Genomic DNA, 26,456 nt, shown 5'->3' with positions numbered 1-26,456 from the left:
CCACACAGATGATTGCTTTATATTGTTAAAGAACGTTGCGGTTAAAGTTAAACTTTATCTCGCTAGGGCTGCGCATATTACGCTTTCCTATTTTTTTGTCAACACTTAATTTTAAACTTTCTTAAAAATCTAAACTCAAGTTTTACTCGACTAACTGATTAACTCTTGCAGCTTAAGCGTTGCCTGCTGCCGTCTCAGTGGGGTCGCATTATAGGGCGCGGAGAATTTTACGCAAGCGTTTTTTAAAGAAAACTTGAAATAAAGTGCTGTTCGTTCAATTTACGCGCTAAACACACTAAAACCCCTAGTCAGCTGTACAAAATAACAACGACTTTTCCCTGAAAGGATCTTCAGTATTATCTATTATCGATATTTCGCAAGTTTTTGGCATAAAAAAAGCGCCATTAACTTCGGCGCTTTCCATAAAACAAAATAAAAACTTGTTAATAGAGGATACTGTAAAGCTTTCTTCTATATTTAGCCGCTAAACTATCACCATCCGGTAAAGAGGCAATAATAGCTAAATAACTTACCTTGGCATCGGCAAAATTCAAATCTTTTTTCAACACTGTAAATAGTAACTCTAACGCTTGCTCTTTTTTGCCTGCTTGGTCGTATGCTGCACTTAGTTCAACTTTTAACTCAAGATCGTTAGGATACTTTTCAACTTTCGCTTGTAATGCTTTTAGCTCTGGCGATTCTTGTGCTTGAAGTGCTTGTGCGCACTTTGCTTGAATATTTGTAAAGTATGCATCTTGCTCATTTTCATTTACTGAAGCTAACAAAGCTTGCGCGTCATCCAGTTTATGAATTTGAATGCATATATCTGCCAATACTAATTTTATACGCGCATTTGTATTGTCTAATTCGTAAGCCTGCTTGGCAAAATTAAACGCTTGATTTAAATCCTGAGCGATCAGTGCTTGCTTGGCTTGTTCTAACAACATTTCATGAGGCTGCGGTAAATGTTTACTTAACGCTTCTCTGATTTGAGTTTCAGCTTGTGCACCGGCTAATACATCAACAGGTGCTGAATCTTTTAATAGCACTAAGGTTGGTAATGTTTGTAGTCCAACTTGCTGTGCTAGTTGTGCTGCGAGTGCTTGCTCTAAATCACAATCTAATGTGGCAACTAATATATAGTCACCATAATCTTTGGCTATTGTCTGTAAAATAGCTGCTTGAGATTGACACTCTGGACTTTGTGCTGAAAAGAAACTTAACAGGACTAGTTTTTGTTGTGATGTTTCACCCAGCACTTGTTGAAGATTTTGCGGATTAACATTTACCATATTATTCATTGCTATTGATTGCCATATCAGACTATTTAGGGTTTTATATGGAGGCAAACATAATAATTACAAGCCCAGAATCACAAGCCATAAATCAAAAAGGTCTTTTATGAAATTTCATAGTCTATACGCTGCACTTATACTGCTTAGTCCATTAGCAAGCTCAACAACCTTGGAGCTGAAGTTAGATAAAACGATGCCTGCCATTGAAAAGTTTTACTTAGATTTACACCAGTCCCCAGAACTTTCATACCATGAGCAAGAAACGGGAGAAAAGCTTGCCACCAAATTACGTGCGCTTGGCTATGAGGTGACCGACAATGTGGGTGGCTTTGGTGTAGTAGGCTTATATAAAAATGGTGATGGCCCGACAATAATGATCCGTACTGATACAGACGGCTTACCAATCATAGAACAAACAGGTAAATCATATGCTTCAACAGTCACTGTTATAAATGATGAAGGAGCAAACGTTGGTGTGATGCACGGATGTGGTCATGATATTCATATGAGTTCATTTATTGGTACTGCGCAACAATTAATGCTACATAAAGATTCATGGCAAGGAACCTTAATGATGGTGGCACAACCTGCAGAAGAGGTGGGAGGCGGTGCAAAAGCGATGCTCAAAGAAGGTTTATTTAATAAATATCCGACTCCTGATCACGTTATCGCTTTGCATGTTAGTGCGAGTGTTCCTGCAGGACAAGTCAGTATGAAAAATGAGTACACCATGGCCAGTGTGGATTCAGTAGATATTACGGTTAAAGGTAAAGGTGGTCATGGTGCTTACCCACATATGACTATTGATCCTGTTGTTATCGCATCACGGATCGTGTTGGCACTGCAAACAATTACCAGTCGCGAATTATCACCTCTTGAACCCTCAGTAATTACAGTGGGTTCAATTCACGGTGGAGCTAAACATAATGTAATTTCGAATGAAGTAAAGCTACAGCTGACACTTAGAAGTTATAATCCTAAAATTCGCGAGCAACAAATTGCAGCAATAAAACGTATAACTAAAGGCATTGCATTAAGTGCAGGATTGGATGAAAGCTTAATACCTGTGGTTTATGTACATGAAGATGAGTCAATCCCATCTACATATAACGACCCTGCACAAACTAATATTGTACGTAGTGCGATTAGCTCGGCGATTGGACAAAGTAATGTGCTTGAAACCGAAGCGGTTATGGCAGGGGAAGATTTTGGTTTATATGGCCGCACAGATAAAAACATCCCTATCACCTTATTTTGGTTAGGTGGTGTAGAGCAAGCTCAATATCAAGCGGCACAAACATCAGGGGCAACTTTACCTTCACTACATTCAAGTAAATTTTCACCTGACTATAAAGTTGCAATCCCCACAGGTATCACTGCAATGAGTAACGCTGCGGTGGCTTTGTTTAATCAATAATCTTAGCAATGGATGACTAAGTCGATTTTGTTTTTGGTTTAGTTTTTCTTGTAAAACGCCGCTTTTGCGGCGTTTTTGGTAATTGTGCAAATACGTTGCTATCACAATTTTTGGCAAGTTCCACAAAAGCCGCTAAATCCACTAATAAAGGATTTAAAAATTGTTGATAACTCATTTGTTGTTCTGCTATGTCGCCCAACGATGCTTCCCATTTTGCGGTTAGGTCTGGGCTGGCTAAACCATGCGGTAACGCACTGATCAATGCTTTACCTGTATCGGTTGCTAAAATGAGTTTACCTTGACGTCTTAAAAATTGTCTTCTAAATAATAACTCTAAAATACCCGCTCTGGTTGCTTCGGTTCCTAAGCCATCTGTTTCTTTGAGTATTTTTTTGATTTCTGGATCTTTAACGTACCGACTAATACCTGTCATTGCACTAAGCAGCGTTGCATCATTGAAATGAGCTGGCGGGCTGGTCATTTTATCAATTACTTCACCGCGTTCACACTGCAACTGTTGCCCTTTAATTAATGGCGGCAATATCTGCTCATCTTTTAATGCGGTTTTTCCCATTAACGCTTTAAAGCCTAAACTTACATCTTGTTTTGCGTTGGCTTTAAAGATACCACCATTAATTGTTATTTCAGCCTTTGTTTCATTGTAAATGTAGTCTGGATAAAACTGGATCAGATAATGACGGCTAATAAGACCATACACTTTACCTTCTTCAACGCTCAAACTTGCTGACTTTTGCTGCTTAGCGGTAGGAATAATGGCGTGATGCGCAGCCACCTTAGCATCGTTAAAACACTTACTGCGTTTACTCACATCTGCGCCTTGGCAATGAGTGTCATTTTGCCCGCCATTGATGGCAATTGCCTTTATTATACTGGCTGCTTCTTGGTGATGATCTTTGGGCAAGTAACGATTGTCTGAACGTGGATAGGTAATTAGCTTGTGACGCTCATATAAATTTTGACAAATATCCAATACCTTTTGTGCAGGCATTGAAAAAGCTTTCGCAGCATCAATTTGTAACGCTGACAAATTATACGGCAAAGGTGCTTGTTGCTTTTTCTGCTTTTGTTCAAGCGCAGTAACTTCACCTGATTGATTAGAAATTCGCGACGCAACATTCTCAGCAAGGCCTCGATGGAGCACTCGCCCCTCTTCATCTTGATAAGGTTCACACGCTTTGCTTGGTTGCCACTTTGCTGTAAACGGCTCTTTATTTTCGGTACTTAAATGGGCTAATACTTCATAAAAAGGTTTTGGCACAAAATTAGCAATCTCGTTATCACGCTGAACAACCAATCCTAATATTGGTGTTTGTACACGCCCTACTGATAATACATTACCAAACCCTGCTTTTTGACCTGCAAGCGTATAGGCGCGCGTTAAATTCATACCAAACAGCCAATCAGCTCGCGAACGCGCCAAAGCAGATACACTAAGTGGAATAAATTCACGGTTAGAGCGAACGTTTTGCAGCGACTTTTTAACCGCGCTAACATTCAAATCACTGATCAATAAACGTTGAATTTGCTGTTTTTTGGCTTGGCTAAGTTTAACTTGCTCAATCACCTCATCAACAAGTAATTGCCCTTCTCGGTCTGGATCACCAGCATGAACAAGTTGATCAGCTTGTTTGATTAACTTTTTAAGTACCGTAAGTTGCTTACGAGTTTTAGATTTTGCTTTTAACTGCCATTGCTGTGGGATAATCGGTAAGTCATCAAAGCGCCATTTTTTATATTGCTCATTATAATCATCAGGCTCTGCCTGCTCGAGCAAGTGACCTATACACCAAGAAACACAATCGCCATTAGCCACTTCAATATAGCCATCATGTTTTTTATGAGGCTTTGGTAGCGCATCAGCAATGGCACGACCTAAAGATGGCTTCTCGGCTATATAAAGTTTCATAGGGCACTATCAACAACTGGTTATTTACACAGTAGTTTAGCACACGTAATTTAATCTACAAATAGTTAATGATTAGCTCTTTAAACTGCGATTTTTTCGCATAAATAAATACAACAGAGGAAGGTAGCACACAACGACAGTGCCAATATTGATTAAAGGTAATAACGTTTTATATAGCATAGTGCTATACGATAAATCCCAAAGGTGGCGATCCACTAATCTAAATAATTGTAAGATAGGCGCACTAATTACAACCAACTGACCGATCACACTTTGCCAAAGATACACTTTATCTTTAATAGCCCAGTAAGCAATCAAAGCCATCCAAGCAATATCATTAAAAGCCCAAACTACATAACGCCAAATATAAGGGTCATCTAACTCTCTAAGGCTTGAATAAATCACAGCGCCATACAAGAAGAAAACAGCTGTAATCAAGACAAAGCGTAATGCCAACCAATCCTTACGTATGTAAAATACAAAAATAGCTGGGAGTAAAAATAACACCCAGCTATATTCAAGTATAAAAATTAAATTGTTCACCCAATTAGGCATTGACGTTACTTAACATTCTTCTCTTCATCATCGCCACCAGAACCATTGCCCGGCATATAGCTATATTTATCAACGTTTTTCATCAGACACTCCGTTACACTTGTTAAAAAACTACTTTAAGCTAAATTAGGTACTTTGCCAAGCATCTTAACGAACATCTATCGGATCTGATTCCTTAGCCTTGCCTTGCATTATTGAAATTTCCACGCGGCGATTACGTCGTCTATCCGCATCAGAATCATTTGGAACAAGTGGTCGAGTTTCGGCATGACCGACAACAACCATTCTGGTTTTATCAAAGCCTTGCGCTTTTTGCATTTCAGTTGCAACCGCAACTGCACGCTTCGATGATAAGTCCCAGTTATTGGTATACAGCTCATTCGAAACTTGAAAATCATCAGTATGACCAGACACCGTAATTTCGCCTGGCACATCTTTTAGTAACGCAGCTATATCACGAATGATTGGTTTAAACTTAGGTTGTAAAAATGCACTCCCAGATGGAAATGAACCATTTTCACGAATACGAATAATAATTTGCTGACCTAATGATTCCAACTCAACAGCACCATCCATGATTTGTTGTTCCAATTGCTGGGCTATCTTTTTAACTAACTCATTAACCTGCTCTTGATCAGCTGCAGAAATAGATTGTTCTGATGCTTGTTGTTGCGCTGTACTTTGTGACTCACCGCCACGCTTATTACCGCGTTGCTCTTGACGACCGCCAGCTGAGCTTTCATCACCAGCCTGAAACTCAAGCATTTGCTGGGTCATTTCGACAGTTTGCTGTTGAATGGTTTCGATTGGAGTAGGTTCAGGTTTACCTGGGGTGAACTCCATCGCGATAACGGATGTTCCTTTGGGAATATCTTTTACTTCTATTTTATTTTGTACACCAAAGGCAAACTTCATTGAGCCTGCGATTTGTTTAAATTTAAGTACATCCATTTCTGAAAACGCGAGTAAAAGTACAAAGAAGCACATCAATAGTGACATCAAATCCGCGAAGGTACCCATCCATGCTGGTAACCCGGGTGGTGGACACTTGCACTCTTGATCTGACATGCTTACTCCTCAGTATCCACTTTTCGTTTTGATTCAGCGAGGTAGTTTTTCAAAATACCTTCGATGACTTTTGGGTTTTGGCCATCTTGTATACCTAATACCGCATCTAAAATTAGCCGCTGATTCATTGCTTCTTCGTCTTTACGCAATTCCAATTTTACTTGGATAGGAATTGCCACCACGTTTGCTAAAAACGCACCATATAATGTTGTTAAAAGCGCTACCGCCATCGCAGGACCAATCGCTTTAGGGTCATCCATATTCGACAACATCGCAACTAGACCAATCAAAGTACCTATCATACCCATCGCAGGCGCAATATCGGCAAGCGCTTTAAACAAACCGGCCCCCGATTCATGACGAGTAGAAGTAAGAGAAATATCTTTTTGCAAGGTGGCACGAACAACATCAGCGTCATGACCGTCAACAAGCATATCAACCCCTTTACGCATAAACGCATTGGGTATTTCTGCTTCCTCAAGTGCTAAAAATCCGCCTTTACGGGCCGAGTCTGCAAGTTCAACTGCTTTTTCGATAAGCTCTTCAGGTGACTCTATTTTGAACATGAAGGCTTTAGCCGCGACTTTACCGATACCGAGGAATTGACTCATCGTATAGTTTGATAACACTATAAAAATCGAACCACCGAAAACAATAACCACCGATGGCGTGTTATAAAACATAGCCACTTCGCCGCCACTACTTAGTACCATTGACATAGCAATAAGACCAATAGCTCCGAGAATACCTATAATGGTTGCTAAATCCACTTACCCCTCCAGAGGAATCGATGCTTTGTTGCTACCAGCAACAAATTTTTATTATTAACAGCTTATCGGCAATCTATTGAATTACTTAAACCATTTAATGAAAAAAATGAAATGAAAGTTTTCAACCCTGTTTAGCATTTTAAGCTACCATTGATAACCTGCAAGGCTTAAGTAAAGGTATAAATAATTAAAAGTGGCAAGAAAACAATTAATTATTCAAAAAAAATGCATCACCCTTTGACCTAGTTTAGCATTCCCCCTAAAATTGGCCTCACATTTCTATCATCTAAGTTAAATCAGTATGGCGACGAAAAAACCAGAGAACCTAAGCTTCGAGCAAGCGCTTGATGAATTATCCTTAATCGTCACAGAAATGGAGCAAGGAGAGCTTTCCCTTGAGCAATCATTAAAACAGTTTGAACGCGGTATTGCTTTAGCCGGCGCATCTTCAAGTAAGTTACAACAAGCTGAACAAAAAGTAGCTATTTTAATGGGTAGTGATAGTCAGTCACCACTTACTAACTTTGATAATGATTTGGAATAACGGGTGTTAATAACAGAGCAAATAAAATGTGCTCAACAAGATGTTGAAGCCACTCTCAATCGGTATTTTGAGCAACCGCTCGATACCGAGCACAGCATCAAACAAGCCACCCACTACAGCGTTTTAAATGGCGGTAAACGATTACGACCATTTTTAGTGTATGCCACGGGAAAAATGCTTGGCGCAAATAAACAAGATTTAGACGTGTTGGCTGCTGCTATTGAATGTATTCATAGTTATTCGTTAGTTCATGATGATTTACCCGCGATGGATGACGACGACCTGCGACGTGGTAGACCGACTTGCCATATTGTCTATGGCGAAGCTCATGCTATTTTAGCCGGTGATGCGCTGCAAACATTAGCGTTTGATTTAATTGCTAACCATTCATTTAACGTTCCTGCACAGCAACAGTTAAAAATGATTGCAGCACTTGCCAAAGCATCGGGTATTGAAGGTATGGTCGGTGGTCAAGCACTGGATATTGCAGCGACTGACAAATTAGTCAATTTAGCTGAGCTCGAACGTATCCATAAATTAAAAACAGGTGCTTTGTTAAATTGTGCAATTACTTTAGGTGCATTATGCGCAGCTGATACAAATCAACAAACATTATTACAATTAAAACAGTTTGGTGATGCAATTGGGCTGGCTTTTCAGGTGCAAGACGATATTCTTGATATCGAAGGTGATACCCAAGTCTTAGGTAAACCACAAGGCTCCGATGTTGCAGCAAATAAAGCGACCTACCCTGCTCTACTTGGGCTTACAGGTGCAAAACAAAAAGCACAATCATTACTAAAATGCGCACTCGATGCGTTAGCAGCAATAGATGCTGACACTTCTGAGCTAGAAAACTTGGCAAAATATATTGTTGAACGCGATTATTAATTCTAGGCTCTAGCTTGAGCAAGTAATGATGTACAAAATAACTAAAGAATCAGAGTAATATTACGCTATAATGACCTCTGGTTAGCGAAGGATGTATTAAAAATCATGACACTTGATAGTAGCAAGTATCCATTATTAGGTTTGGTTGACGAACCAGCCCAGTTGCGTGATTTAGCGCAAGACAAATTACCTGCTTTTAGTAATGAGTTACGTGATTACTTACTAAACTCAGTCTCGCAAAGTAGTGGTCACTTAGCATCAGGTTTAGGCACAGTTGAGCTTACTGTAGCGCTTCATTATGTATATAACACCCCTGAAGATCGCTTAGTATGGGATGTAGGCCATCAAGCATACCCACATAAAATTCTCACAGGGCGCCGTGATCAAATGCACACGATCCGCCAAAAAGACGGTTTACATCCGTTTCCATTTCGTGAAGAAAGCCACTACGACACTTTTAGTGTTGGCCATTCAAGCACCTCGATCTCTGCTGCTTTAGGCATGTCAATTGCGGCGCAAAAAGAAGGCAAAGGACGAAAAACAGTAGCGGTTATTGGTGATGGTGCGATTACCGCGGGCATGGCGTTTGAAGCAATGAATCACTTAGGTGATGTTAAATCTGACATGCTGATCATATTAAACGATAACGAAATGTCGATTTCTGAAAATGTCGGTGCACTTACTAATCATTTCGCTCGTATCTTATCAGGCAGTTTTTACACTAACATTCGTGAAGGTAGTAAAAAGCTGCTATCTGGCGTGCCACCAGTAAAAGAATTAGCCAGCCGCATGGAAGAGCACTTAAAAGGCATGGTTATCCCAGGCACCTTTTTTGAAGAGTTAGGCTTAAATTACATTGGCCCAATTGATGGTCATGATGTAAACATGTTGGTTGATACACTGCGCAATATGCGTAACCTAAAAGGGCCGCAGTTACTGCATATCAAAACCCAGAAAGGTAAAGGCTATAAACCAGCAGAAGCAGATCCAATAGGCTATCACGGCGTACCTAAGTTCGACCCTGCGATTTCCAGCCTACCAAAATCAAAACCAGGCGCTGCGACTTTTTCTAAAGTATTTGGCGATTGGTTGTGTGACATGGCAAGTCAAGATGAAAAGCTTATGGCAATCACCCCGGCTATGCGTGAAGGCTCAGGCATGGTGCGTTTTTCAAAAGAATACCCTGAGCAATATTTTGATGTTGCCATTGCCGAGCAACACGCGGTTACTTTAGCCGCAGGTTTTGCCTGCGAAGGCTTAAAACCAGTTGTCGCTATTTATTCAAGCTTTTTACAACGTGCCTACGATCAGCTTATTCACGATGTTGCTCTGCAAAACTTACCCGTGTTATTTGCAATTGACCGTGCTGGTATTGTTGGTGCTGATGGCGAAACTCATCAAGGCGCATACGATTTAAGCTTTATCCGTTGTATCCCCAATATGATTATCATGGCACCGAGTGATACTAATGAATGTCGGCAAATGCTGTACACTGGTTATCGTTGTAACAGCCCTGTTGCAGTTCGTTATCCTCGTGGTAGTGCTGGCACAACTGAAATCTGCGAGCAAATGACTGAGCTTGAAATTGGTAAAGGTCGTGTGATTAAACAAGGTGCTAAAATCGCAGTTTTATCCTTTGGTACTTTACTTGAAAACGCTCAACTGGCAGTCAATGAATTAAATGCCAGCCTCGTTGATATGCGTTTTGTTAAACCTCTTGATAGCGCACTAATCGACACTTTATTAGCCGATCATGACGTCATTGTAACCCTTGAAGATAACGCGATTGTTGGTGGTGCAGGCTCTGCTGTTAATGAATATTTAGCAGCTATCAAAGCAACAGTAAGCATCCTAAATTTAGGCATTCCCGATGAATTCATCAAGCATGGCACGCAAGAGCAAATGCACGATGAAATGGGCTTAGGCTCACAAGGTATACTCGATAGCATAAAAAACTTTATTACTAAGTAACCAAAGTTTAAGTTAATAAAATAACAAAGGAGCGTAGGCTCCTTTATTATTTATTTTCAAACATTTAAAAAAATCTCACTTTTTTTTCAACTTTCTTGCATCCAATTATTTCCCTGCCACGTTTATTCACTGAGGTTAGCTCGTGAGCAAAGTGTTCACGCTTTTATATAATACCAATCGACTTAAATATTTAGCCTTTCTAGCGTGCTAAATAAAGCGCTAACGGCGTTATGAATTTTTCATGTAGAACAACTACATATAAAAATTTATGCCTTGTTATCACTCTATTTATCCGTCGCTATAAATGACTAACAACTTAACACGATTGGTATAAGCTGTTTTAAGCCAAGCTCTTTGTATGTTCACATTTGATGGAATATTTAAGAAGGTACAAGTTATGAAAACGTTAAAATCAGGCGAAAGCACCAAATCTATTCACGCACAATTAATGACCAGTAAACTTTGTTTGTCTGCGCTTACTCTAGCAATTTTGATTGGCTTAACCGGCTGTAGTGGCGATGATGGAAAAGATGGTGCTGTAGGCCCGCAAGGTGAAATGGGCATGGACGGCGTCGATGGTAGTAATGGTGCTGATGGTACAAATGGTAGCGATGGCACGAATGGATCAGATGGTACTCCAGGATTTGCAGCCGCAACTTTTATTTTGGCTAATAATGGTGCTGATAATGCAGGCACCGTTGATTTGATTAATCAAAATGCTGCAAAGTTAAAAACATTTAATAGTGGTGCAAATGAAGGTGTTGCATTTGATAGCTTAGGTAATTTAATTCAAGCCAGCGATTCTGGTAATGGCGCTCTTAGCACCGTTTGCCAAGTATTAAGCCGTGCCGATGGGGGTATGTTTGACAGTAATCGTGATCGTACCATTACCGGCAGCAACACTACGTTAGTCAATCCCAAAGGTATTCATATATCAAATAAGCGCGGACTCATTTTTGCCGCTGACTTTAATGCCATGCAGATCACTGTCTTTGGTGCTACCGCCGCAGGAAATGCAGCGCCTTTAGCTAGTACAGTTACAGACGCAAAACCGTGGGATGTAACATACGATGATATAAACGATCGCTTATATGTGGCACTCACTAATGGTGATGTTGCAGTATACGATAATTATGTAGATGGTGGCTTTACCGCTATGGCAACTCGTACAATCACACCCAGTGATGCAAGCGGTAACAAAGTTTCCGTTAATATTCATGGTATCGTTTATGATGCTGATACAAATAAATTAGTACTTTCTGACGTCGGCAGTGCCAGTGATGCAACCGACGGCGCATTATTTGTGATCAACAACGCATCCCTTGCTACTGGCAATACCACGGTTGCTCGCAGTATCGCTGGCCCTGCTACTATGCTTGGTAACCCTGTGGATATCAGCCTGACTGGTAGCGACTTACGCGTTGCAGAAAAATCTAATGATGCAATTCTGGTATTTAGCAATATCTTTAATGGCGTCAGTGGTGACATTAGTCCAGATAGCGTCACCGCAACGATTAAGCCAGAGTCAATAACCGCAACAGTGATGCATAATGATATGCCTGATGTATCTGACAGTTATATGACTAATATGCCATTGATGGGTATTGCTGTAAGCAGTAATCCAAGCGCGGCAGGCCCTACAACAGGACAAATTTCACGTCTAAATGCACAGTTAACAAGTGAAATTGGCAGTTATAATGCAAGTCAAACAATCGAAAGTGTTGCCTTTGATAAAGCCGGTAACAGCTATGCGAGCTTTGATAACAGCACAACCTCTGTAGGTGGAATTGTTATTTCCAATAAAGTCGCGATGCACCGTGATGGCGAGGTATTTACACTAAGCCAAGATTCTATCATCAGCGGCAGTAATACCGGCCTAATCTCGCCAAAAGGTATTGATGTAGCATCAGACAGTGGAATGATTTTTGTCGCTGAAAACAATGCCACAACACCGGGAATATTAATATTCTCAACATGTACTACGGGTGATGTAACGCCCCTTTTGACGCTCACAGCAAGCGGTGGTGCACGTCCATGGGATGTTGACTATGATGTCACTACTGATAGAGCATTTGTGGCATTAACCAATGGGACTATTGCTGTTTTTGATGAAGTTAAAAGCAAGCTAATGGCGGGTATGAGCACTGTAACCGGGGAAGATCGCTTAATTACACCCGCAACAGCAGGAGTCGCATTCCCAGCCCCTACCAATATACATGGCATTGATTACGATCCACTAAGTGACTCATTAATTGTCTCAGATGTAGGCAGTGCCGCTGACGCCACTGATGGTAAATTGTTTGTATTAAATAATGCAGGAACCGGATCAGGTTTGAACAATGTCAGTGTCAATATCGCCGGACCTGCAACCATGCTCGGTAATCCTGTCGATATTATGTTTACCGGCAATCATTTATACGTAGCCGAAAAATCAAATGGCTTAGTCATGCGGTTTGATAATATTCTCAATAGCCCCAGCGGTGATATTGCAGCCAGCGTAAGCTACTCATTCACAGCTCCTGAGTCTGTTGCTATTTTACCAAGCTGGCTAAATCGCTAACCATCAAGGACAGTTAAATTAACTGCCTTTAGTTGGCCTCCCAATGCCTTAACTTTTCGAGTTAAGGCATTTCTTATCTTTAACTAACAGCAGTCTTAGAATAAGCAAACGCATAATTAGCCAATTAGCGCATCCACACTTTGATATCTGCTAAACCATTAGCTTGTAATACACTCAGTTGTTGCTCAACATTGTTGGTTTGCTCAAACTCAAAGGCATCTAATTGTTCATCAAAGGTGATGTTTGCAACACCATCGCCACCGCGCTTTTTAACTTGATGTAGCGCGATATCCGCTAAGTTGACAGAGGTTTCCCAACCAATAACCTGACCACCTAATAATGGTAATGGGTAAAATGAAAAGCCAATCGATGCAGTCAAGTTTATACTGTCACCACTGGGCAACTTAAATGTGTGATCAGCAATTACTTTACACAGCTGTGCAACATAACTATCGATTGCAGTGCGTTTAAAGTCACGTAGCAGTAACAAGAATTCATCACCACTCCAACGGGCAACATAATCAGATCCTTGGGTACGAGAGTTAAGCAATGCAGCCATTTGCTGCAAACAACTATCACCACCAATCGGTCCATAAGCGTCATTAATGCGGCTAAAATTATCAAAATTAATGATTAGCAACACCAAGGATTTCCCCTGCGCTTGTAATGATTGTGAGTTACGCTGAAAGTGCTCTATATCTTTTGGTAGTTGATCAAATAAGAAGCGACGGCTTCTCAGCCCAGTAAGTTCATCTGAGTGACTCATAAGCTTTAGCTGTGAGTTAACTTGATTTAGCTTATCATTAGCTTGGCGCAGCTCCCCGGTGCGCTCTGTGATCAGACTTTCAAGCGCGGTTTGCTTACGGCGCTCTTGCTTTCTAAATACCCAAAACACTAAATAAAATAATAAAATAAAACTACCAGTGATCAACAACCGAAAATAAATTGTTTCATCAAACCGTCTTGGTACCACAAATGAATATTCCGTACGTTGCGCCTTCTGCCAGCCTTCACCTTGTCGTTTAGCCTCAAGTTGAAACAAAAATGCACCAGGCGGTAAATTGGTATAAATAGCTTCACGACGGGTATTAGCATAACGCCAATCGCTGTCTAAACCAGTTAAACGATAGCGAAACTCAATACTGGTCGGTGCATAATAGTCTATCGCTGTATATTTAAGGGTGATATCACGTTCATCGATTTCTAATTCAGGATTACGCCCTAATGCAGCTGTTGCAAGTTTACGTATCCCAGTATTTAAACTCTCAACCTTTGGCTGTAATGGTTTAACGCCAAACAGCTCAATATCCTTAGGGATCTCCACGACCCCCTGTAGGCTCGGATACCACATTGAATTACCTAACTCCGCCACAGCGTCATGGCCAAGGCCGGTACAACACTGGCTGGCCTTACCGTCAAGTTGACGATCGTATGACGAAATAACCTGCTCTACTTTTAAGCTTTCAATATCGGTACTAAACTGTTCAACCGGCATTCGGTAGACACCTTTCATGGTACTAACCCATATGCGCTTGAGCTTTTCATCATAACGTAAACTAAAAATAGAACCGTAAGGTAAGCCATTGGTAGCATCTAACTGACGCCAATGCCCTTGTGTGCTTCGATAAAATAAACCATCATTTAATGAGCCGATTAATATACCAACTCCATCAATGTTTAAGATGCTTGTAACATAAGCACTTTCAAGACTCGTTTGATCGCCAATTTTTTCAATACCACGATCAGTAAAGTAGTAAGCGCCTTTGCTAGTGCCAATTAAACCAAAATTAGCTTCATCAACGACATAAGTAATAAACTTACTGCCTAAAAATGCGTTATAAGCAAATGGGGTTAAACCACCGTAACTAAGCCGATACATACCCCGGCCAGTACCAAGCCAAAAGCCTCCTTTGCTGGAGCGACTAATCGCAAACACCGGGTTATCTTTTAAAGCGCGTCCAGGGACAGTGAACAAGGTGTTGTTTTCATAAATATACACACCACGTCCAGTGGCGATATATAAACGTGAGCCATCAAACTGTAAATCATGCACGGCTGCACGTCCGTATTGATTACTTGGGATTTGATTGATAAAGTTTTTATCTAAATCAAAGTAGCCTACACCACTGCGGTTAGCGACCCACAATCTCCCATCGGGCGCTTGGCTAATGGCCATAACCGCTTCGGTCATTTGTGATATAGCTGAGTGACGTTCTATTCGGCCTTCGTGCGCAAGCCATAATCCTTCACTAAAACTCGCAAGCCAAATATTATTATCATTATCGCGATATAAATCAGCAAACCAAATACTTTGGTCAAGTTGGCTCGGTTCAACCCATTGCCAATCGCCGGAGTTGTCTCGAAACAGTAAGCGCCCATAGGTCGAAATCCACAGTGCTCCATTTGAGTCACTCATAAATTTATAAACCGCTGAGTTATTCGCATTGGGCAGTGGAAAGGGCCTTAACTCGTCATCTAAATCTAAAAAGTAAGCACCGAGCTCTGACGCTAAATATAAGTTGCCTTCCAGCCATGCTAAATCATGAATAATCGTTTGTGCTAAACGCTCAGGTATAGATACCTTAGCAGTTAGTTCTAAGCGTAATTTTGCAAAATCAGAGGAGGAATTAGTTAACCGTAGCAAGTATCGTTCATTCACCAGCCAGATCCCTTCTGGCGATAATGCCAGCTGACTGACAGTACCAACAATCTGCTTTACTGAACTGGCACTCATTACAGGGACTAGTAAGTCATGCACTGCGCTGACATTGATCTGATTGCGAGATACAAAGTACAGGCCATTCGCTGCTATCCAAATACTGCCTTTCGCATCTTCGATAACATCGCGTACAGGGCCTTTTACACTAAACTCTTGCGCTGCCATAGTGGTGGGATCGATGACCACAATACCATCTTTAGTACCAATCCATAAATAGCCTTCGCTATCGACTAGTAATTTATTAATGCCGTTACTGGGTAAGAAATTACTATTTAAGGTGTTGTAATTAGTGAATGTATTGCCATCAAAGCGACTGAGGCCAAACTGAGTTCCCAGCCACATATAGCCTTGCTTATCTTGCACGACACTTTTAAGTGACTGCGATGGTAAGCCATTTTGCATATTCCATTGTTTTACAACATAGTCGGTAATTGACGCCTTACTTGGCATACTGCAGAACAGCACAATAATAACCAATAAAAATCGCATCATAACGTCAATACCTCGTTGCAAAACTAAGGTTAAAAGGGCAAATAACCCATTTTAAACAATGCCTGAACACAAATTAAAGAAAATATACCAGCTAAAACATCATCCGCCATAATACCTACACCACCATGAACCCGCTTATCAAGAAAGCGAATAGGACCTGGTTTAGCGATATCAAAAAAACGAAATAACAAAAAACCCACTAACAAAGACTGCCAACTTAATGCAGCTCCGATCATGGTAATGTAAAATCCGGCAACTTCATCCCATACAATCGCGGGATGATCATGTACTCCCAGATCATCAGCGGTTTTGCCACATGCCCATATACCAATAATACTAATAACTACCGCAAATACAATTTGTAACCACAGCGGGAAATACATAGTAGTAAAAATAAACGGTAGCGCAGCAAAGGTACCAAACGTACCCGGCGCTTTAGGCGCTAACCCTAAACCAAAGCCCAAACCAAAAAATTGATGAGGGCGCTTTAAATTAAATAATGCAGGTTTATTCAAACCGACTCCTTGGTGAAGTGTTCAAAACCAGCATCATCATATGCTAATTTTTCGCCATCGAGCATCAGCTCAACCTCGCCTTCACCACTTTTTATTTGTCCAATGCAGGCTGCATCTACACCATACTGGCGCAATTTCATTTCCAGCATACTTTTATTGCTATCAGGTACCGTAAATAACAACTCATAGTCATCGCCATAATTGAGGATAAACGGCAGTTGTTGATCTCGTTCTAAAGTAGCACGCAATGCATCCGAGGTTGGTATTTTATTCACATCAATACAAGCGCTAACTTGCGACAGAGCTAAAATATGCCCAAGATCTGCCAATAGACCATCTGAGATATCAATCGCTGATGATGCTAAACCGCGTAATACTTGCCCCGCAGCAACACGCGGAGTTGGGTAATCAAATCGTTGATTAACGTACCTTAAGTGCTCTGGAGCAATCTTAATCTCTTGCTTACGAGCTTCAATCGCAAGCCCGGCATCACCTAGCGGCCCTGTAACATAAACCCAGTCACCTACTTTAGCACCGCTTCGGCGCAGTGCTTTACCTGCAGGCACTGTACCTTTAGCACAAATAGTAATTGTTAACGGCCCTTGCGTGGTATCGCCACCAATGATTTGCACATTAAAATACTCTGCGATTTCATGCATGCCTTCGGTGAATTCTTCCAGCCACTCAACATCAATATTTGGCAACGTTAAAGCAACCGAAACCCACGTAGGCTCAGCCCCCATAGCAGCTAAATCACTTAAGTTTACGGCAAGAGCACGATGGCCTAATGCACGCGGATCGATGTCATCAAAAAAGTGTACGCCTGCTACCAGTGTATCGGTGGTAATCGCTAACTGACAATTTTCAGGAACAGTAACCAATGCACAATCGTCACCAATCCCTAAATTAACATCGCGACGAATTATGCCACGACCTTTAAAGTAGCGATTTATTAATTCAAATTCCTTCATACACAAAAAAGCCGGCCTATGCCGGCTCTCCTTTTACGGTCGCATTACTTACGTAAATGCTTTACCGCTTTATCAAGTACACCATTAACAAATTTATGGCTGTCTTCAGCGCCAAATATCTTAGCAAGCTCAATACCTTCGTTGATAGCAACTTTATAAGGTACATCTTCACGGAATTTCAGCTCATAGCTGCTTAAACGTAAAATAGCGCGTTCAACTTGGTCTAACTCGTTAAATGGACGAGTTAAATGTGGCGATACTGCTTCGTCTAGTTGCTTATGATTTATAGCAACACCACGCGAAAGATCTTTAAAGTATTCAACATCAATTTTAGTCACATCGTTTTCGATCAACATTTGTTGTTCGATATCGGCAATGGCATTGCCACTTAATTGCCAAGAATAAACGGCTTGAAGTGCTAAGATACGTGCTTTACGTCTTGCTGCTGGTTTCACAAAAATTCCTTAAACTTAAATTTTATCTAACACATTAACCATTTCAAGTGCGCCTAAAGCAGCTTCGCCGCCTTTGTTGCCCATTTTAGTGCCAGCGCGTTCAATCGCTTGCTCAATGCTTTCAGTGGTTAATACGCCAAATGCAATCGGGATATCATACTCAAGCGACACTTGCGCTAAGCCTTTATTTGATTCGCCAGCGACAAGATCAAAATGTGGTGTACCACCTCTGATCACAACGCCTAAAGCGATGATTGCATCATACTCTTTTTTTGCTGCAACGCGTTTCGCCGCTAAAGGTAATTCTACCGCACCTGGTACATAAACTACGGTAATATCATCATCAGATACACCACCAGTACGTTTTAATTCATCAACAGCACCAGCTAATAGGCTGCTACCAATAAAGTCATTAAAACGAGAAATAACGATAGCGAATTTCTTGCCAGGAGCGTATTTATTACCTTCAATAATTTTCATTCGATAACCCTAAAAAATAAGTTCAAGCGGTTGCGATTGCGCAAAAATTGCTGCGCATCATACCATATAAATAAAATAATAGCCTAGTTTAAGCGTTGTGCTTATTGTGGCTCTACGTAGTCAACCACTTCTAAGTGAAAGCCCGATAACGCATGGTACTTTTTAGGTAAGCTCATCAAACGCATTTTTTCAATGCCCAAGTCAGCTAAAATTTGTGACCCTACGCCTACGGTGCGTGAAGTACCTTGGAATTTACGATGCGCTACCGTCTCACCAGCATCTTCTGCAGCAAACGCTTTGACTGTCGCTTCTAGTTCTTCGGTGCATTCTTGCTTACCTAGAATAACTAACACACCTTGATGCTTTGCAATATAAGCCATGGCATCTGACAAGCCCCAGCTTCTATCGGCACTGCGATCAGATAACAAAATATCATTGAAGGTACTTTTTAAATGAACCCGTACTAAGGTTGGTTCATTCGTTTTAACCTCACCATTTAACAGCGCATAATGTAACTGGCCGTCAATGGTATCTTTATAAGTAACTAAGTCAAACTCACCATGTACGGTTGGCAACTTACATTTTGCCACTTGCTCAATAGTGGTTTCATTCATGTTACGGTATTCAATTAAATCAGCAATAGTGCCAATTTTGATATTATGTTGCTCAGCAAATACTTCTAAATCAGGACGACGCGCCATGGTGCCATCAGCATTAAGAATTTCCACAATTACTGATGAAGGCTCTAAGCCGGCTAAGCGGGCTAAATCACAACCGGCTTCAGTGTGACCGGCACGCGTTAATACGCCACCTGGTTGTGCCATAATAGGAAAGATATGCCCAGGTTGAACGATATCACTTGGTACAGCACCTTTGGCAATCGCAGCTTGCACAGTACGAGCGCGATCAGCAGCAGAAATCCCCGTAGTCACACCTTTCGAGGCTTCAATCGACATCGTAAAGTTAGTCGAAAATGCCGCACCATTGTTTTTTACCATTAATGGTAAATCAAGTTGCTCACAGCGCTCTTGAGTCATTGTTAGGCAAATTAAGCCACGACCATGAGTGGCCATAAAATTGATCGCTTCAGCACTAATGTGCTCGGCTGCGATAATTAAATCGCCTTCATTTTCTCTGTCTTCATCATCCATTAAAATAACCATTTTACCGGCTTTAATGTCATCAATAATTTCTTGTGCGCTGTGTAAATTCATAATCTGCTCGTGTAAGTTGTGGAGTGCGTTTATTTAATAAAACCGGCTTGGGCGAGTAAACTCATCGATATATCTGAACTAGCTGGCTGCTCTGCCCCTTTGATCAAACGCTCTAAATAACGCGCGATTTGATCTACTTCTAAGTTCACTTGCGTGCCTACTTTAAAATCAGCAATAGTTGTTTGCTCACTAGTGTGCGGCACAATTGTCAGTTTAAATTTATTATCTGCTACTGCATTTACTGTTAGGCTAATACCATCAATGCATACCGAGCCTTTATAAGGAATATATTTCATTAGTTGTACATCGGTGCTTAACCAGTACTCAACGGCACGCGCATTAGGCGTAATTGCGGTAATAGTCGCGATGCCATCAACATGCCCTGAAACTAAGTGACCACCTAAACGAGATACTGGCTGCATGGCTTTCTCAAGGTTTACAGTTTGCCCTTGTTTATAGTGAGAAAATCCCGTTAAACTGATCGTCTCATTTGATAAGTCAGCGCTAAATCCATCACTGTGCTTGGCCACAACCGTTAAGCAAACCCCATTAGTTGCAATGCTATCGCCTAAATTTACATCGGCCATATCAAGGTTATTACTTTTAATGCGGATAGCTAAATCGCCTTGCTTTTGTTGTAACTCGCTAATAGTGCCCGTCGCTTCGATGATCCCAGTAAACATAGTGGTTACTCTTTAATTATTTGGTTTAGATGAGGCTTTGCGTGGTGTCGCCGTGATACGAATATCGTCACCGATACACACACACTCATTAATTGATAAATTAACAACGTCCTGCATACTTGTCAGCTCTGTAAAGTTTAGTAAGCTTTTGCCGTCATTCCCTAACAACTTCGGCGCCAGATAAACAATATATTCATCAATTAAATTACATTCAGTCATTTGGCCCGCTAAGGTTGCCCCCGCCTCTAACCAAATATGATTAAACTGTTGCTGCGCTAAAAGTTTCATAGCAGCCTCTAAATCAACTTTATTATTTTTTTCTGGTACTACAATATGGCTTACGTAATGAGGCCATTGCTGCGATTTATCAAGTTCAGTGGTAAGAATAATTACTTCACTGGCAATGCTAAATAATGCTAGCTCAGGTGTTAAACGACTTTGTGAATCAATAATAATACGTACAGGTTGGCGTACAGGTAATTGCGTTGGTAACGGCTCTGGCAGCTCATCAACACGAACATTGAGTTTTGCATTATCAACTAATACAGTGTCCGCGCCGGTTAAAATAGCGCAGCTTTGTGCGCGCTGTAGTTGCACATCTTGGCGAGCCTTAGGGCCCGTTATCCATTTACTTTGACCGTTTTTAAGTGCCGTTTTACCATCAAGGCTTGCGGCCATTTTGCAGGTAATAAATGGCATACCTTGCTCCATGCGCTTTAAAAAGCCACGGTTTAACAGCCTTGCTTGTTGTTCTAACAAACCTGACGCAACCTCAATGCCCGCGTCCGCTAAAATAGCTAAACCTTTACCGGCCACCTGCGGGTTTGGATCAACCATAGCAGCAATTACTTTTACCACGCCAGCAGCTTTTAAACCTTCGGCACACGGCGGTGTGCGACCAAAATGGCTACAAGGTTCAAGCGTGACATAAGCAGTTGCACCAAAGGCTTGGCTACCCGCCATTGCTAATGCATTCACTTCAGCATGGCCTTGGCCGGCAACTTGATGAAAACCTTCACCAACAATAACGTCATTTTTTACTAATACACAGCCAACGTTTGGGTTTGGGGTGGTAGTAAAGCATCCTTGTTTGGCAAGCTCAATCGCTCGGGTCATATAAGAGAAATCTTGTTCGCTAAACTGATATTGGTTCATATCACTCTCCCAAACGGGCAATTTCTTCACCAAATTCACGAATATCTTCGAATGAACGGTATACCGATGCAAATCTGACGTAAGCGACTTTATCGAGTTTTTTCAGCGCTTCCATAATGCATTCGCCAATCAGGTGACTGGAAATCTCACGCTCGCCGGTGGCACGTAATTGCGATTTAATAATATTGACCACTTCATCAACTTGCTCGGTACTGACGGGGCGTTTTTCTAATGCACGGTGTAGACCATTAAGGAGTTTATCTTCATTGAAAGGTTCACGGCTACCGTCTTGTTTGATCACCCGAGGCATTACAAGTTCTGCGCCTTCAAAGGTAGTAAAGCGTTCATGACATTCATTGCATTCACGGCGTCGCCTTACTTGGTGGCCACCTCCCACTAAACGCGAGTCAATCACTTTGGTATCTTTTGCGGTGCAAAATGGACAATGCATAGGTATCAGCTTCCGTTAAAAACAAAAAAGGCCGCTTTTAGGCGGCCTTTATAATAGCAAAAAACTAAGCTATTGTGATCTAAATTACTGTTTGTAACTCAATTAAGCGTAAACAGGTAATTTTTTACAGATTGCTTTAACTTTCTCTTTTACTTGTGCTTGTACTGACTCATCGTTGATGTTGTCTAGTACGTCACAGATCCAGCCAGCAAGCTCTTTAGACTCTGCTTCTTTAAAACCACGGCGTGTGATTGCCGGTGAACCAATACGTAAACCAGACGTTACAAACGGTGAACGTGGGTCATTTGGTACTGAGTTTTTATTTACGGTGATATTAGCATTACCTAAAGCCGCATCTGCGTCTTTACCAGTGATGTCTTTATCAATTAGATCAAGTAAGAACAAGTGGTTTTCTGTTTTATCAGATACGATCTTATAACCGCGCTCTTGCATTACTGCAACCATAGCTTTAGCATTTTTCACAACTTGAGTTTGGTATACTTTAAACTCTGGTTGTAATGCTTCTTTAAATGCCACTGCTTTGGCAGCGATAATGTGACATAAAGGACCACCTTGACCACCAGGGAATACTGCACTGTTAAGCTTTTTATAAATAGCTTCGTCGCCACAAGCAGAAATAATCAAACCACCACGAGGGCCAGCTAATGTCTTATGCGTAGTTGTAGTAACAACGTGTGCATGTGGTACTGGGCTTGGGTAAACACCAGCAGCAATAAGGCCTGCAACGTGAGCCATATCAACAAACAAGTAAGCGCCTACTTTGTCAGCGATTTCACGGAATTTAGCCCAATCAACAATACCTGAGTATGCTGAGAAACCACCGATGATCATTTTTGGTTTGTGCTCAAGTGCAAGTGCTTCAACTTGTGCGTAATCAATCTCGCCAGTCGCTTCGTCAAGTCCGTATTGGATTGCGTTATAAAGCTTACCAGAGAAGCTTACATGTGAACCATGCGTTAAGTGACCACCATGAGCTAAGCTCATACCTAACACTGTATCGCCAGCATCTAATAAAGCTAAGAACACAGCAGCATTTGCTTGTGAACCTGCGTGAGGCTGAACGTTAGCATAATCTGAGCCAAACAATTCGTTTGCACGGTCAATCGCTAGTTGTTCAACCACGTCAACATGCTCACAACCACCGTAGTAACGCTTGCCCGGATAACCTTCAGCATATTTGTTTGTTAGCTGTGAACCCTGCGCTTCTAGTACGCGTGGGCTACAGTAGTTCTCAGATGCGATAAGCTCGATGTGTTCTTCTTGGCGAGCAGTCTCTTTAGTGATTGCTTCAAATAACTCTGGATCGAAATCCGAAATATTCATGCTACGTTCTAACATGGGGGCTCCTAGGGCAACGTGTATGGTATTTTGAAGGCTGAATTATACGCTGAAAACGTCAATTTGCCTATGGTGTAAAGATGAACATATTTAAACAGGGATTGAATTTAATTCACAGTGTTTTTGTAATGATATTTTTTTATTAAAGCATCAGAAATTTTAATGAATAAAAGCAAATAACATTTACATTATTTATACCTTAATCTGTTGCATTCGCGATTGTTTACACTATTATGATACCAATGTAATCATGGATGATGAACTAATTTACTATGCTAGCTAAACCTATCTACGAATCAATTCCTTATTGTTATGTCATTGTTGGCGGACTTTGCATTTTACTTTTCAGCACTGTTTTACCAACAGCCATTGGTATTTTTTTATTCTTCAATGGTGCCAACATTTGGCGATTACGCTCAAATTCACGGCGTAAAGATCATAAAGTAAATCGCATTAAAGTTAACAAACACTTTTATTATTATGAATTTAAACCATTTATTTTATTTATGTGCGGATTACTCCTAATCCATTGGGTAGCGAATGAATTAGTTATACTTGCAGGGATTATGATCTGCCTTATAGCCATTTTAATTTTTTGTTTACGAGTTCTAAACCGCCGTTCACGTTCAATAGTTTAATTTTCCATTACTGCTATTAAGTACAATTTAAAGCAATAAAAAACGACATTGCTTTCACATATGCCGTTTATTTTTAGTTTTACTGAGCGGGTAAAAACTAACCTAGTTTAGCTAATAATATTTCACGCAGGATATCGTAATCATCTGCGATATCTTCGGCTAAGCATGGTTTAGCTAATGCATCAGCTAGTGGTTTTGGCATTTCAAGTTCAATATTTAAAATCTCTTCAACACTTTCTTTAAACTTAGCCGGATGCGCTGTTGCCAGAAAAATACCAGCAGAATCAGTTGCTAAGTTAGCTTTTAGGCCCTGATAAGCAATCGCTGTATGTGGTTCAGCAACATAGCCTGTTTGATGAATTTTTTTCATCACTGCTTGGGTATCATTTTCATCAACACTAGTTGAATAAAAATCATCATAACTAAACCATTTGTTATCAAGCATGGTTTGTACACGTGGCCAATTATTAGGTTTACTCACATCCATGGCATTAGACAATGACTCGATTGTGGCATTAGGCGCCCAGTTTTTATCAAGGATAAAGCGCGGTACAGTGTCATTTTGATTGGTTGTAGCGCTAAGTTTAGCGACCGGTAAACCAATCACCGCACCGATCATCGCCGCACATACATTACCAAAGTTACCACTAGGTATTGAGATATGTGCTTTGGCGCGCTGCTCTTTTGGTAATTGCGCTATTGCTTCAAAGTAATAACATACTTGTGCAACAAGGCGACTTATATTGATAGAATTAGCTGAATTTAAACCTAAGCGAGATTTAACTTCATCATCTAAAAAGGCATTTTTAACCATCGCTTGGCAATCATCAAAGCTACCATCTACAGCGTAGCAATGGATATTATTACCCAAAGTAGTAAACAATTTTTGCTGTGCTAATGAGATTTTACCTTTTGGATACAGGATAACCACATCAATATTTGGCTTGTTATAGAACGCATGCGCAACAGCTGCCCCAGTGTCCCCTGAGGTTGCTGTGAGTATTGTGGTTTTTTCACCTTGGCTAAATTGTGCCAAGCACTCAGCCATAAAGCGACCGCCAAAGTCTTTGAATGCAAGCGTTGGCCCATGGAACAACTCTAAACAATAAATATTGTCTTCAACTTCAACTAATTTAACCGGAAAGTTAAAGGCATTTTGCACCATTTGTGCAACCGTATCAGCAGGTAATTCATCACCAATCAAATGCGATAAAATCTTACTGCTACGAGTAACAAAGTCCATATCGAGTAAACTATCAACATCAGCTAAAGGCGCGAGCGATTCAGGGAGAAATACTCCTTGATTACGTCCTAAACCTGTTTTAACCGCTTCAACAAACGACACTTTTTGAGAATCATCTTTTAAATTATGTAATTGCATTATTAGTTCCTTAAATTCTTATAGCTGACGCGTGCCGGCGTTATCGAGTTTACAAATGTGGCAGAAGCCTTGCTCATTAATATAGTTTTGTTCAAGCCACTGTGCGCATTGCTGTGCAGCTTCAAGCGTTTTGCACACGGTAAATAATGTAGGACCAGCACCTGAGATACTGACAATCTCAGCACCAAACTCTGGCAGCGCCGCTTTAGCTTCACTAAAACCATTGATCAGTGGCGCACGATGCGGCTCCGCTATTTCATCACTCATGATAGAGAGTGCTTCATCAAATCGGCTAGTTAACAATAAAGTACTAAACGCTGATAAGCGCTGCGCAAATTCAACGCTCGCATGCATACTTAGCTGTTTTGGTAACACTGAACGCGCTTTGGCGGTATTAAGTGAAAAACCAGGAAAAGCCGCTACGTAATACCAACGCTCATCAACCGGTAAAGCAATTGATTTATTTGGAATTAAATCACCAGTAAGCTGCAAACCACCCAAGTAACACGGAGTGATATTGTCGTAATGACGACCGCCACTGACAATCGCTTCAAAATCAGCCATTAATTCAATTAACTGCACTTGGCTCAGTGCAGTACCTGCAAACTGATCCAGCGCCGCAAATGTGGCTACTACAGAGCAAGCACTTGAACCAAGACCCGAGCCAATTGGTAAGTTCTTTTTTAATTCCAGTTTAACGCTTGGCATTGTTGGCGCTACATGTTCACGAAAATGCACTAAACACTGATACGCTAAATTTTCACTGGCATCGCTTGGTAGTTTATCTGCGTAATCGCCAGAGCATATAAATTCGTCAAGCTCGCTAGGACTTACCGCAACAACATCACCTAATAACGTGCCATCAATAGGAGCAAGCGCAGCACCTAAGGCATCAAAACCAACTGCAAAATTACCGATTGAGGCTGGAGCATATACTTCGATCAT

General features: G+C 41.0%; 22 protein-coding genes. 5 read left to right on the top strand and 17 right to left on the bottom strand.

The genetic code is table 11. From position 1 onward, the window contains the following. Positions 1-443: 443 nt before the first annotated feature. The gene (locus tag H5200_RS11870) at positions 444-1,301 is read right to left on the bottom strand and encodes a tetratricopeptide repeat protein (RefSeq protein WP_145241107.1); all 858 of its coding nucleotides are present in this window, start codon (positions 1,299-1,301) and stop codon (positions 444-446) included. Positions 1,302-1,401: 100 nt separating this feature from the next. On the opposite strand from H5200_RS11870, the gene H5200_RS11865 reads away from it, so the two are divergent. Next, positions 1,402-2,712, top strand: coding sequence for a M20 family metallopeptidase (locus tag H5200_RS11865; protein WP_182761549.1), 1,311 nt, complete (start codon positions 1,402-1,404; stop codon positions 2,710-2,712). Positions 2,713-2,728: 16 nt separating this feature from the next. Here H5200_RS11865 and H5200_RS11860 read toward each other — a convergent pair whose 3' ends face one another. The 4 genes from H5200_RS11860 to pomA all read right to left on the bottom strand — a co-directional run bounded on the left by H5200_RS11860 (position 2,729) and on the right by pomA (position 7,032). Then, a complete protein-coding gene (locus H5200_RS11860; RefSeq protein ID WP_182761548.1) occupies positions 2,729-4,639 on the bottom strand; it encodes a DNA topoisomerase III in 1,911 nt (636 codons plus the stop codon). Between the two features lie 72 nt (positions 4,640-4,711). After that, entirely contained in the window at positions 4,712-5,194 is a 483-nt protein-coding gene (locus H5200_RS11855) for a hypothetical protein (protein WP_149981193.1), read from the bottom strand. Between the two features lie 147 nt (positions 5,195-5,341). Beyond that, a complete protein-coding gene (locus H5200_RS11850; RefSeq protein ID WP_145241115.1) occupies positions 5,342-6,262 on the bottom strand; it encodes a flagellar motor protein MotB in 921 nt (306 codons plus the stop codon). Between the two features lie 2 nt (positions 6,263-6,264). Next, on the bottom strand, positions 6,265-7,032 hold the full coding sequence (gene pomA, locus H5200_RS11845) for a flagellar motor protein PomA (RefSeq protein WP_145241117.1): 768 nt from the start codon (positions 7,030-7,032) through the stop codon (positions 6,265-6,267). A 301-nt stretch (positions 7,033-7,333) separates the two neighbouring features. On the opposite strand from pomA, the gene H5200_RS11840 reads away from it, so the two are divergent. The 4 genes from H5200_RS11840 (at position 7,334) to H5200_RS11825 (ending at position 12,998) form a co-directional block, all read left to right on the top strand. Then, positions 7,334-7,576 carry an exodeoxyribonuclease VII small subunit gene (locus H5200_RS11840; RefSeq protein WP_145241119.1) on the top strand — a complete coding sequence of 81 codons (243 nt, stop codon included), beginning with the start codon at positions 7,334-7,336 and terminating at the stop codon, positions 7,574-7,576. 3 nt (positions 7,577-7,579) lie between these two features. Beyond that, positions 7,580-8,467: a (2E,6E)-farnesyl diphosphate synthase gene (gene ispA / locus H5200_RS11835; RefSeq protein WP_182718318.1), complete on the top strand. Its 888-nt coding sequence runs from the start codon at positions 7,580-7,582 to the stop codon at positions 8,465-8,467. 105 nt (positions 8,468-8,572) lie between these two features. Further along, positions 8,573-10,438 (top strand): 1-deoxy-D-xylulose-5-phosphate synthase, encoded by a 1,866-nt coding sequence (dxs, locus tag H5200_RS11830; protein WP_145241123.1) that lies wholly within the window; start codon positions 8,573-8,575, stop codon positions 10,436-10,438. A gap of 397 nt (positions 10,439-10,835) precedes the next feature. Further along, positions 10,836-12,998, top strand: a complete 2,163-nt coding sequence (locus H5200_RS11825) for a hypothetical protein (RefSeq protein ID WP_179959160.1) — start codon at positions 10,836-10,838, stop codon at positions 12,996-12,998. Between the two features lie 124 nt (positions 12,999-13,122). On the opposite strand, the gene H5200_RS11820 is transcribed toward H5200_RS11825, so the two are convergent. The 12 genes from H5200_RS11820 to thrB all read right to left on the bottom strand — a co-directional run bounded on the left by H5200_RS11820 (position 13,123) and on the right by thrB (position 26,456). Further along, positions 13,123-16,209: a ligand-binding sensor domain-containing diguanylate cyclase gene (locus H5200_RS11820; RefSeq protein WP_182739779.1), complete on the bottom strand. Its 3,087-nt coding sequence runs from the start codon at positions 16,207-16,209 to the stop codon at positions 13,123-13,125. Positions 16,210-16,238: 29 nt separating this feature from the next. Further along, entirely contained in the window at positions 16,239-16,724 is a 486-nt protein-coding gene (locus H5200_RS11815) for a phosphatidylglycerophosphatase A (RefSeq protein ID WP_182761547.1), read from the bottom strand. Then, a complete protein-coding gene (gene thiL, locus H5200_RS11810) occupies positions 16,721-17,695 on the bottom strand; it encodes a thiamine-phosphate kinase (RefSeq protein WP_182739780.1) in 975 nt (324 codons plus the stop codon). The genes H5200_RS11815 and thiL overlap by 4 nt, the downstream gene beginning before the upstream one ends. Before the next feature lie 44 nt (positions 17,696-17,739). Beyond that, positions 17,740-18,150 (bottom strand): transcription antitermination factor NusB, encoded by a 411-nt coding sequence (gene nusB / locus H5200_RS11805; RefSeq protein ID WP_145241131.1) that lies wholly within the window; start codon positions 18,148-18,150, stop codon positions 17,740-17,742. Positions 18,151-18,165: 15 nt separating this feature from the next. Next, positions 18,166-18,630, bottom strand: a complete 465-nt coding sequence (gene ribE, locus H5200_RS11800) for a 6,7-dimethyl-8-ribityllumazine synthase (RefSeq protein WP_145241133.1) — start codon at positions 18,628-18,630, stop codon at positions 18,166-18,168. A 101-nt stretch (positions 18,631-18,731) separates the two neighbouring features. Beyond that, positions 18,732-19,844, bottom strand: a complete 1,113-nt coding sequence (gene ribBA, locus H5200_RS11795) for a bifunctional 3,4-dihydroxy-2-butanone-4-phosphate synthase/GTP cyclohydrolase II (protein WP_145241135.1) — start codon at positions 19,842-19,844, stop codon at positions 18,732-18,734. Positions 19,845-19,873: 29 nt separating this feature from the next. Beyond that, the gene (locus tag H5200_RS11790; protein WP_182761546.1) at positions 19,874-20,527 is read right to left on the bottom strand and encodes a riboflavin synthase; all 654 of its coding nucleotides are present in this window, start codon (positions 20,525-20,527) and stop codon (positions 19,874-19,876) included. A 12-nt stretch (positions 20,528-20,539) separates the two neighbouring features. Beyond that, a complete protein-coding gene (ribD, locus tag H5200_RS11785) occupies positions 20,540-21,682 on the bottom strand; it encodes a bifunctional diaminohydroxyphosphoribosylaminopyrimidine deaminase/5-amino-6-(5-phosphoribosylamino)uracil reductase RibD (RefSeq protein ID WP_182761545.1) in 1,143 nt (380 codons plus the stop codon). Position 21,683: 1 nt separating this feature from the next. Next, the gene (gene nrdR / locus H5200_RS11780; RefSeq protein WP_016708083.1) at positions 21,684-22,133 is read right to left on the bottom strand and encodes a transcriptional regulator NrdR; all 450 of its coding nucleotides are present in this window, start codon (positions 22,131-22,133) and stop codon (positions 21,684-21,686) included. 102 nt (positions 22,134-22,235) lie between these two features. Then, positions 22,236-23,492, bottom strand: coding sequence for a serine hydroxymethyltransferase (gene glyA, locus H5200_RS11775; protein ID WP_145241140.1), 1,257 nt, complete (start codon positions 23,490-23,492; stop codon positions 22,236-22,238). Between the two features lie 735 nt (positions 23,493-24,227). Then, the gene (gene thrC, locus H5200_RS11770; protein ID WP_182761544.1) at positions 24,228-25,511 is read right to left on the bottom strand and encodes a threonine synthase; all 1,284 of its coding nucleotides are present in this window, start codon (positions 25,509-25,511) and stop codon (positions 24,228-24,230) included. Positions 25,512-25,529: 18 nt separating this feature from the next. Next, positions 25,530-26,456 carry a homoserine kinase gene (thrB, locus tag H5200_RS11765; RefSeq protein ID WP_182718313.1) on the bottom strand — a complete coding sequence of 309 codons (927 nt, stop codon included), beginning with the start codon at positions 26,454-26,456 and terminating at the stop codon, positions 25,530-25,532.

Origin of the sequence: Pseudoalteromonas sp. SG43-7 (assembly GCF_014164295.1) — a bacterium.
Classification (GTDB): Bacteria; Pseudomonadota; Gammaproteobacteria; order Enterobacterales; family Alteromonadaceae; genus Pseudoalteromonas; species Pseudoalteromonas rhizosphaerae.
This window is presented reverse-complemented; position numbering and strand designations above follow the sequence as displayed.

Coding starts and splice junctions, on each gene's coding strand:
- thrC (WP_182761544.1), bottom strand. CDS start 25,511: ATGCAATTACATAATTTAAAAGATGATTCTCAAAAAGTGTCGTTTGTT.
- H5200_RS11860 (WP_182761548.1), bottom strand. CDS start 4,639: ATGAAACTTTATATAGCCGAGAAGCCATCTTTAGGTCGTGCCATTGCT.
- dxs (WP_145241123.1), top strand. CDS start 8,573: ATGACACTTGATAGTAGCAAGTATCCATTATTAGGTTTGGTTGACGAA.
- glyA (WP_145241140.1), bottom strand. CDS start 23,492: ATGTTAGAACGTAGCATGAATATTTCGGATTTCGATCCAGAGTTATTT.
- H5200_RS11870 (WP_145241107.1), bottom strand. CDS start 1,301: ATGAATAATATGGTAAATGTTAATCCGCAAAATCTTCAACAAGTGCTG.
- ribBA (WP_145241135.1), bottom strand. CDS start 19,844: ATGAATTTACACAGCGCACAAGAAATTATTGATGACATTAAAGCCGGT.
- thiL (WP_182739780.1), bottom strand. CDS start 17,695: ATGAAGGAATTTGAATTAATAAATCGCTACTTTAAAGGTCGTGGCATA.
- H5200_RS11840 (WP_145241119.1), top strand. CDS start 7,334: ATGGCGACGAAAAAACCAGAGAACCTAAGCTTCGAGCAAGCGCTTGAT.
- nrdR (WP_016708083.1), bottom strand. CDS start 22,133: ATGCATTGTCCATTTTGCACCGCAAAAGATACCAAAGTGATTGACTCG.
- H5200_RS11855 (WP_149981193.1), bottom strand. CDS start 5,194: ATGCCTAATTGGGTGAACAATTTAATTTTTATACTTGAATATAGCTGG.
- ribE (WP_145241133.1), bottom strand. CDS start 18,630: ATGAAAATTATTGAAGGTAATAAATACGCTCCTGGCAAGAAATTCGCT.
- H5200_RS11820 (WP_182739779.1), bottom strand. CDS start 16,209: ATGATGCGATTTTTATTGGTTATTATTGTGCTGTTCTGCAGTATGCCA.
- H5200_RS11850 (WP_145241115.1), bottom strand. CDS start 6,262: ATGTCAGATCAAGAGTGCAAGTGTCCACCACCCGGGTTACCAGCATGG.
- ribD (WP_182761545.1), bottom strand. CDS start 21,682: ATGAACCAATATCAGTTTAGCGAACAAGATTTCTCTTATATGACCCGA.
- H5200_RS11825 (WP_179959160.1), top strand. CDS start 10,836: ATGAAAACGTTAAAATCAGGCGAAAGCACCAAATCTATTCACGCACAA.
- H5200_RS11865 (WP_182761549.1), top strand. CDS start 1,402: ATGAAATTTCATAGTCTATACGCTGCACTTATACTGCTTAGTCCATTA.
- thrB (WP_182718313.1), bottom strand. CDS start 26,456: ATGATCGAAGTATATGCTCCAGCCTCAATCGGTAATTTTGCAGTTGGT.
- H5200_RS11790 (WP_182761546.1), bottom strand. CDS start 20,527: ATGTTTACTGGGATCATCGAAGCGACGGGCACTATTAGCGAGTTACAA.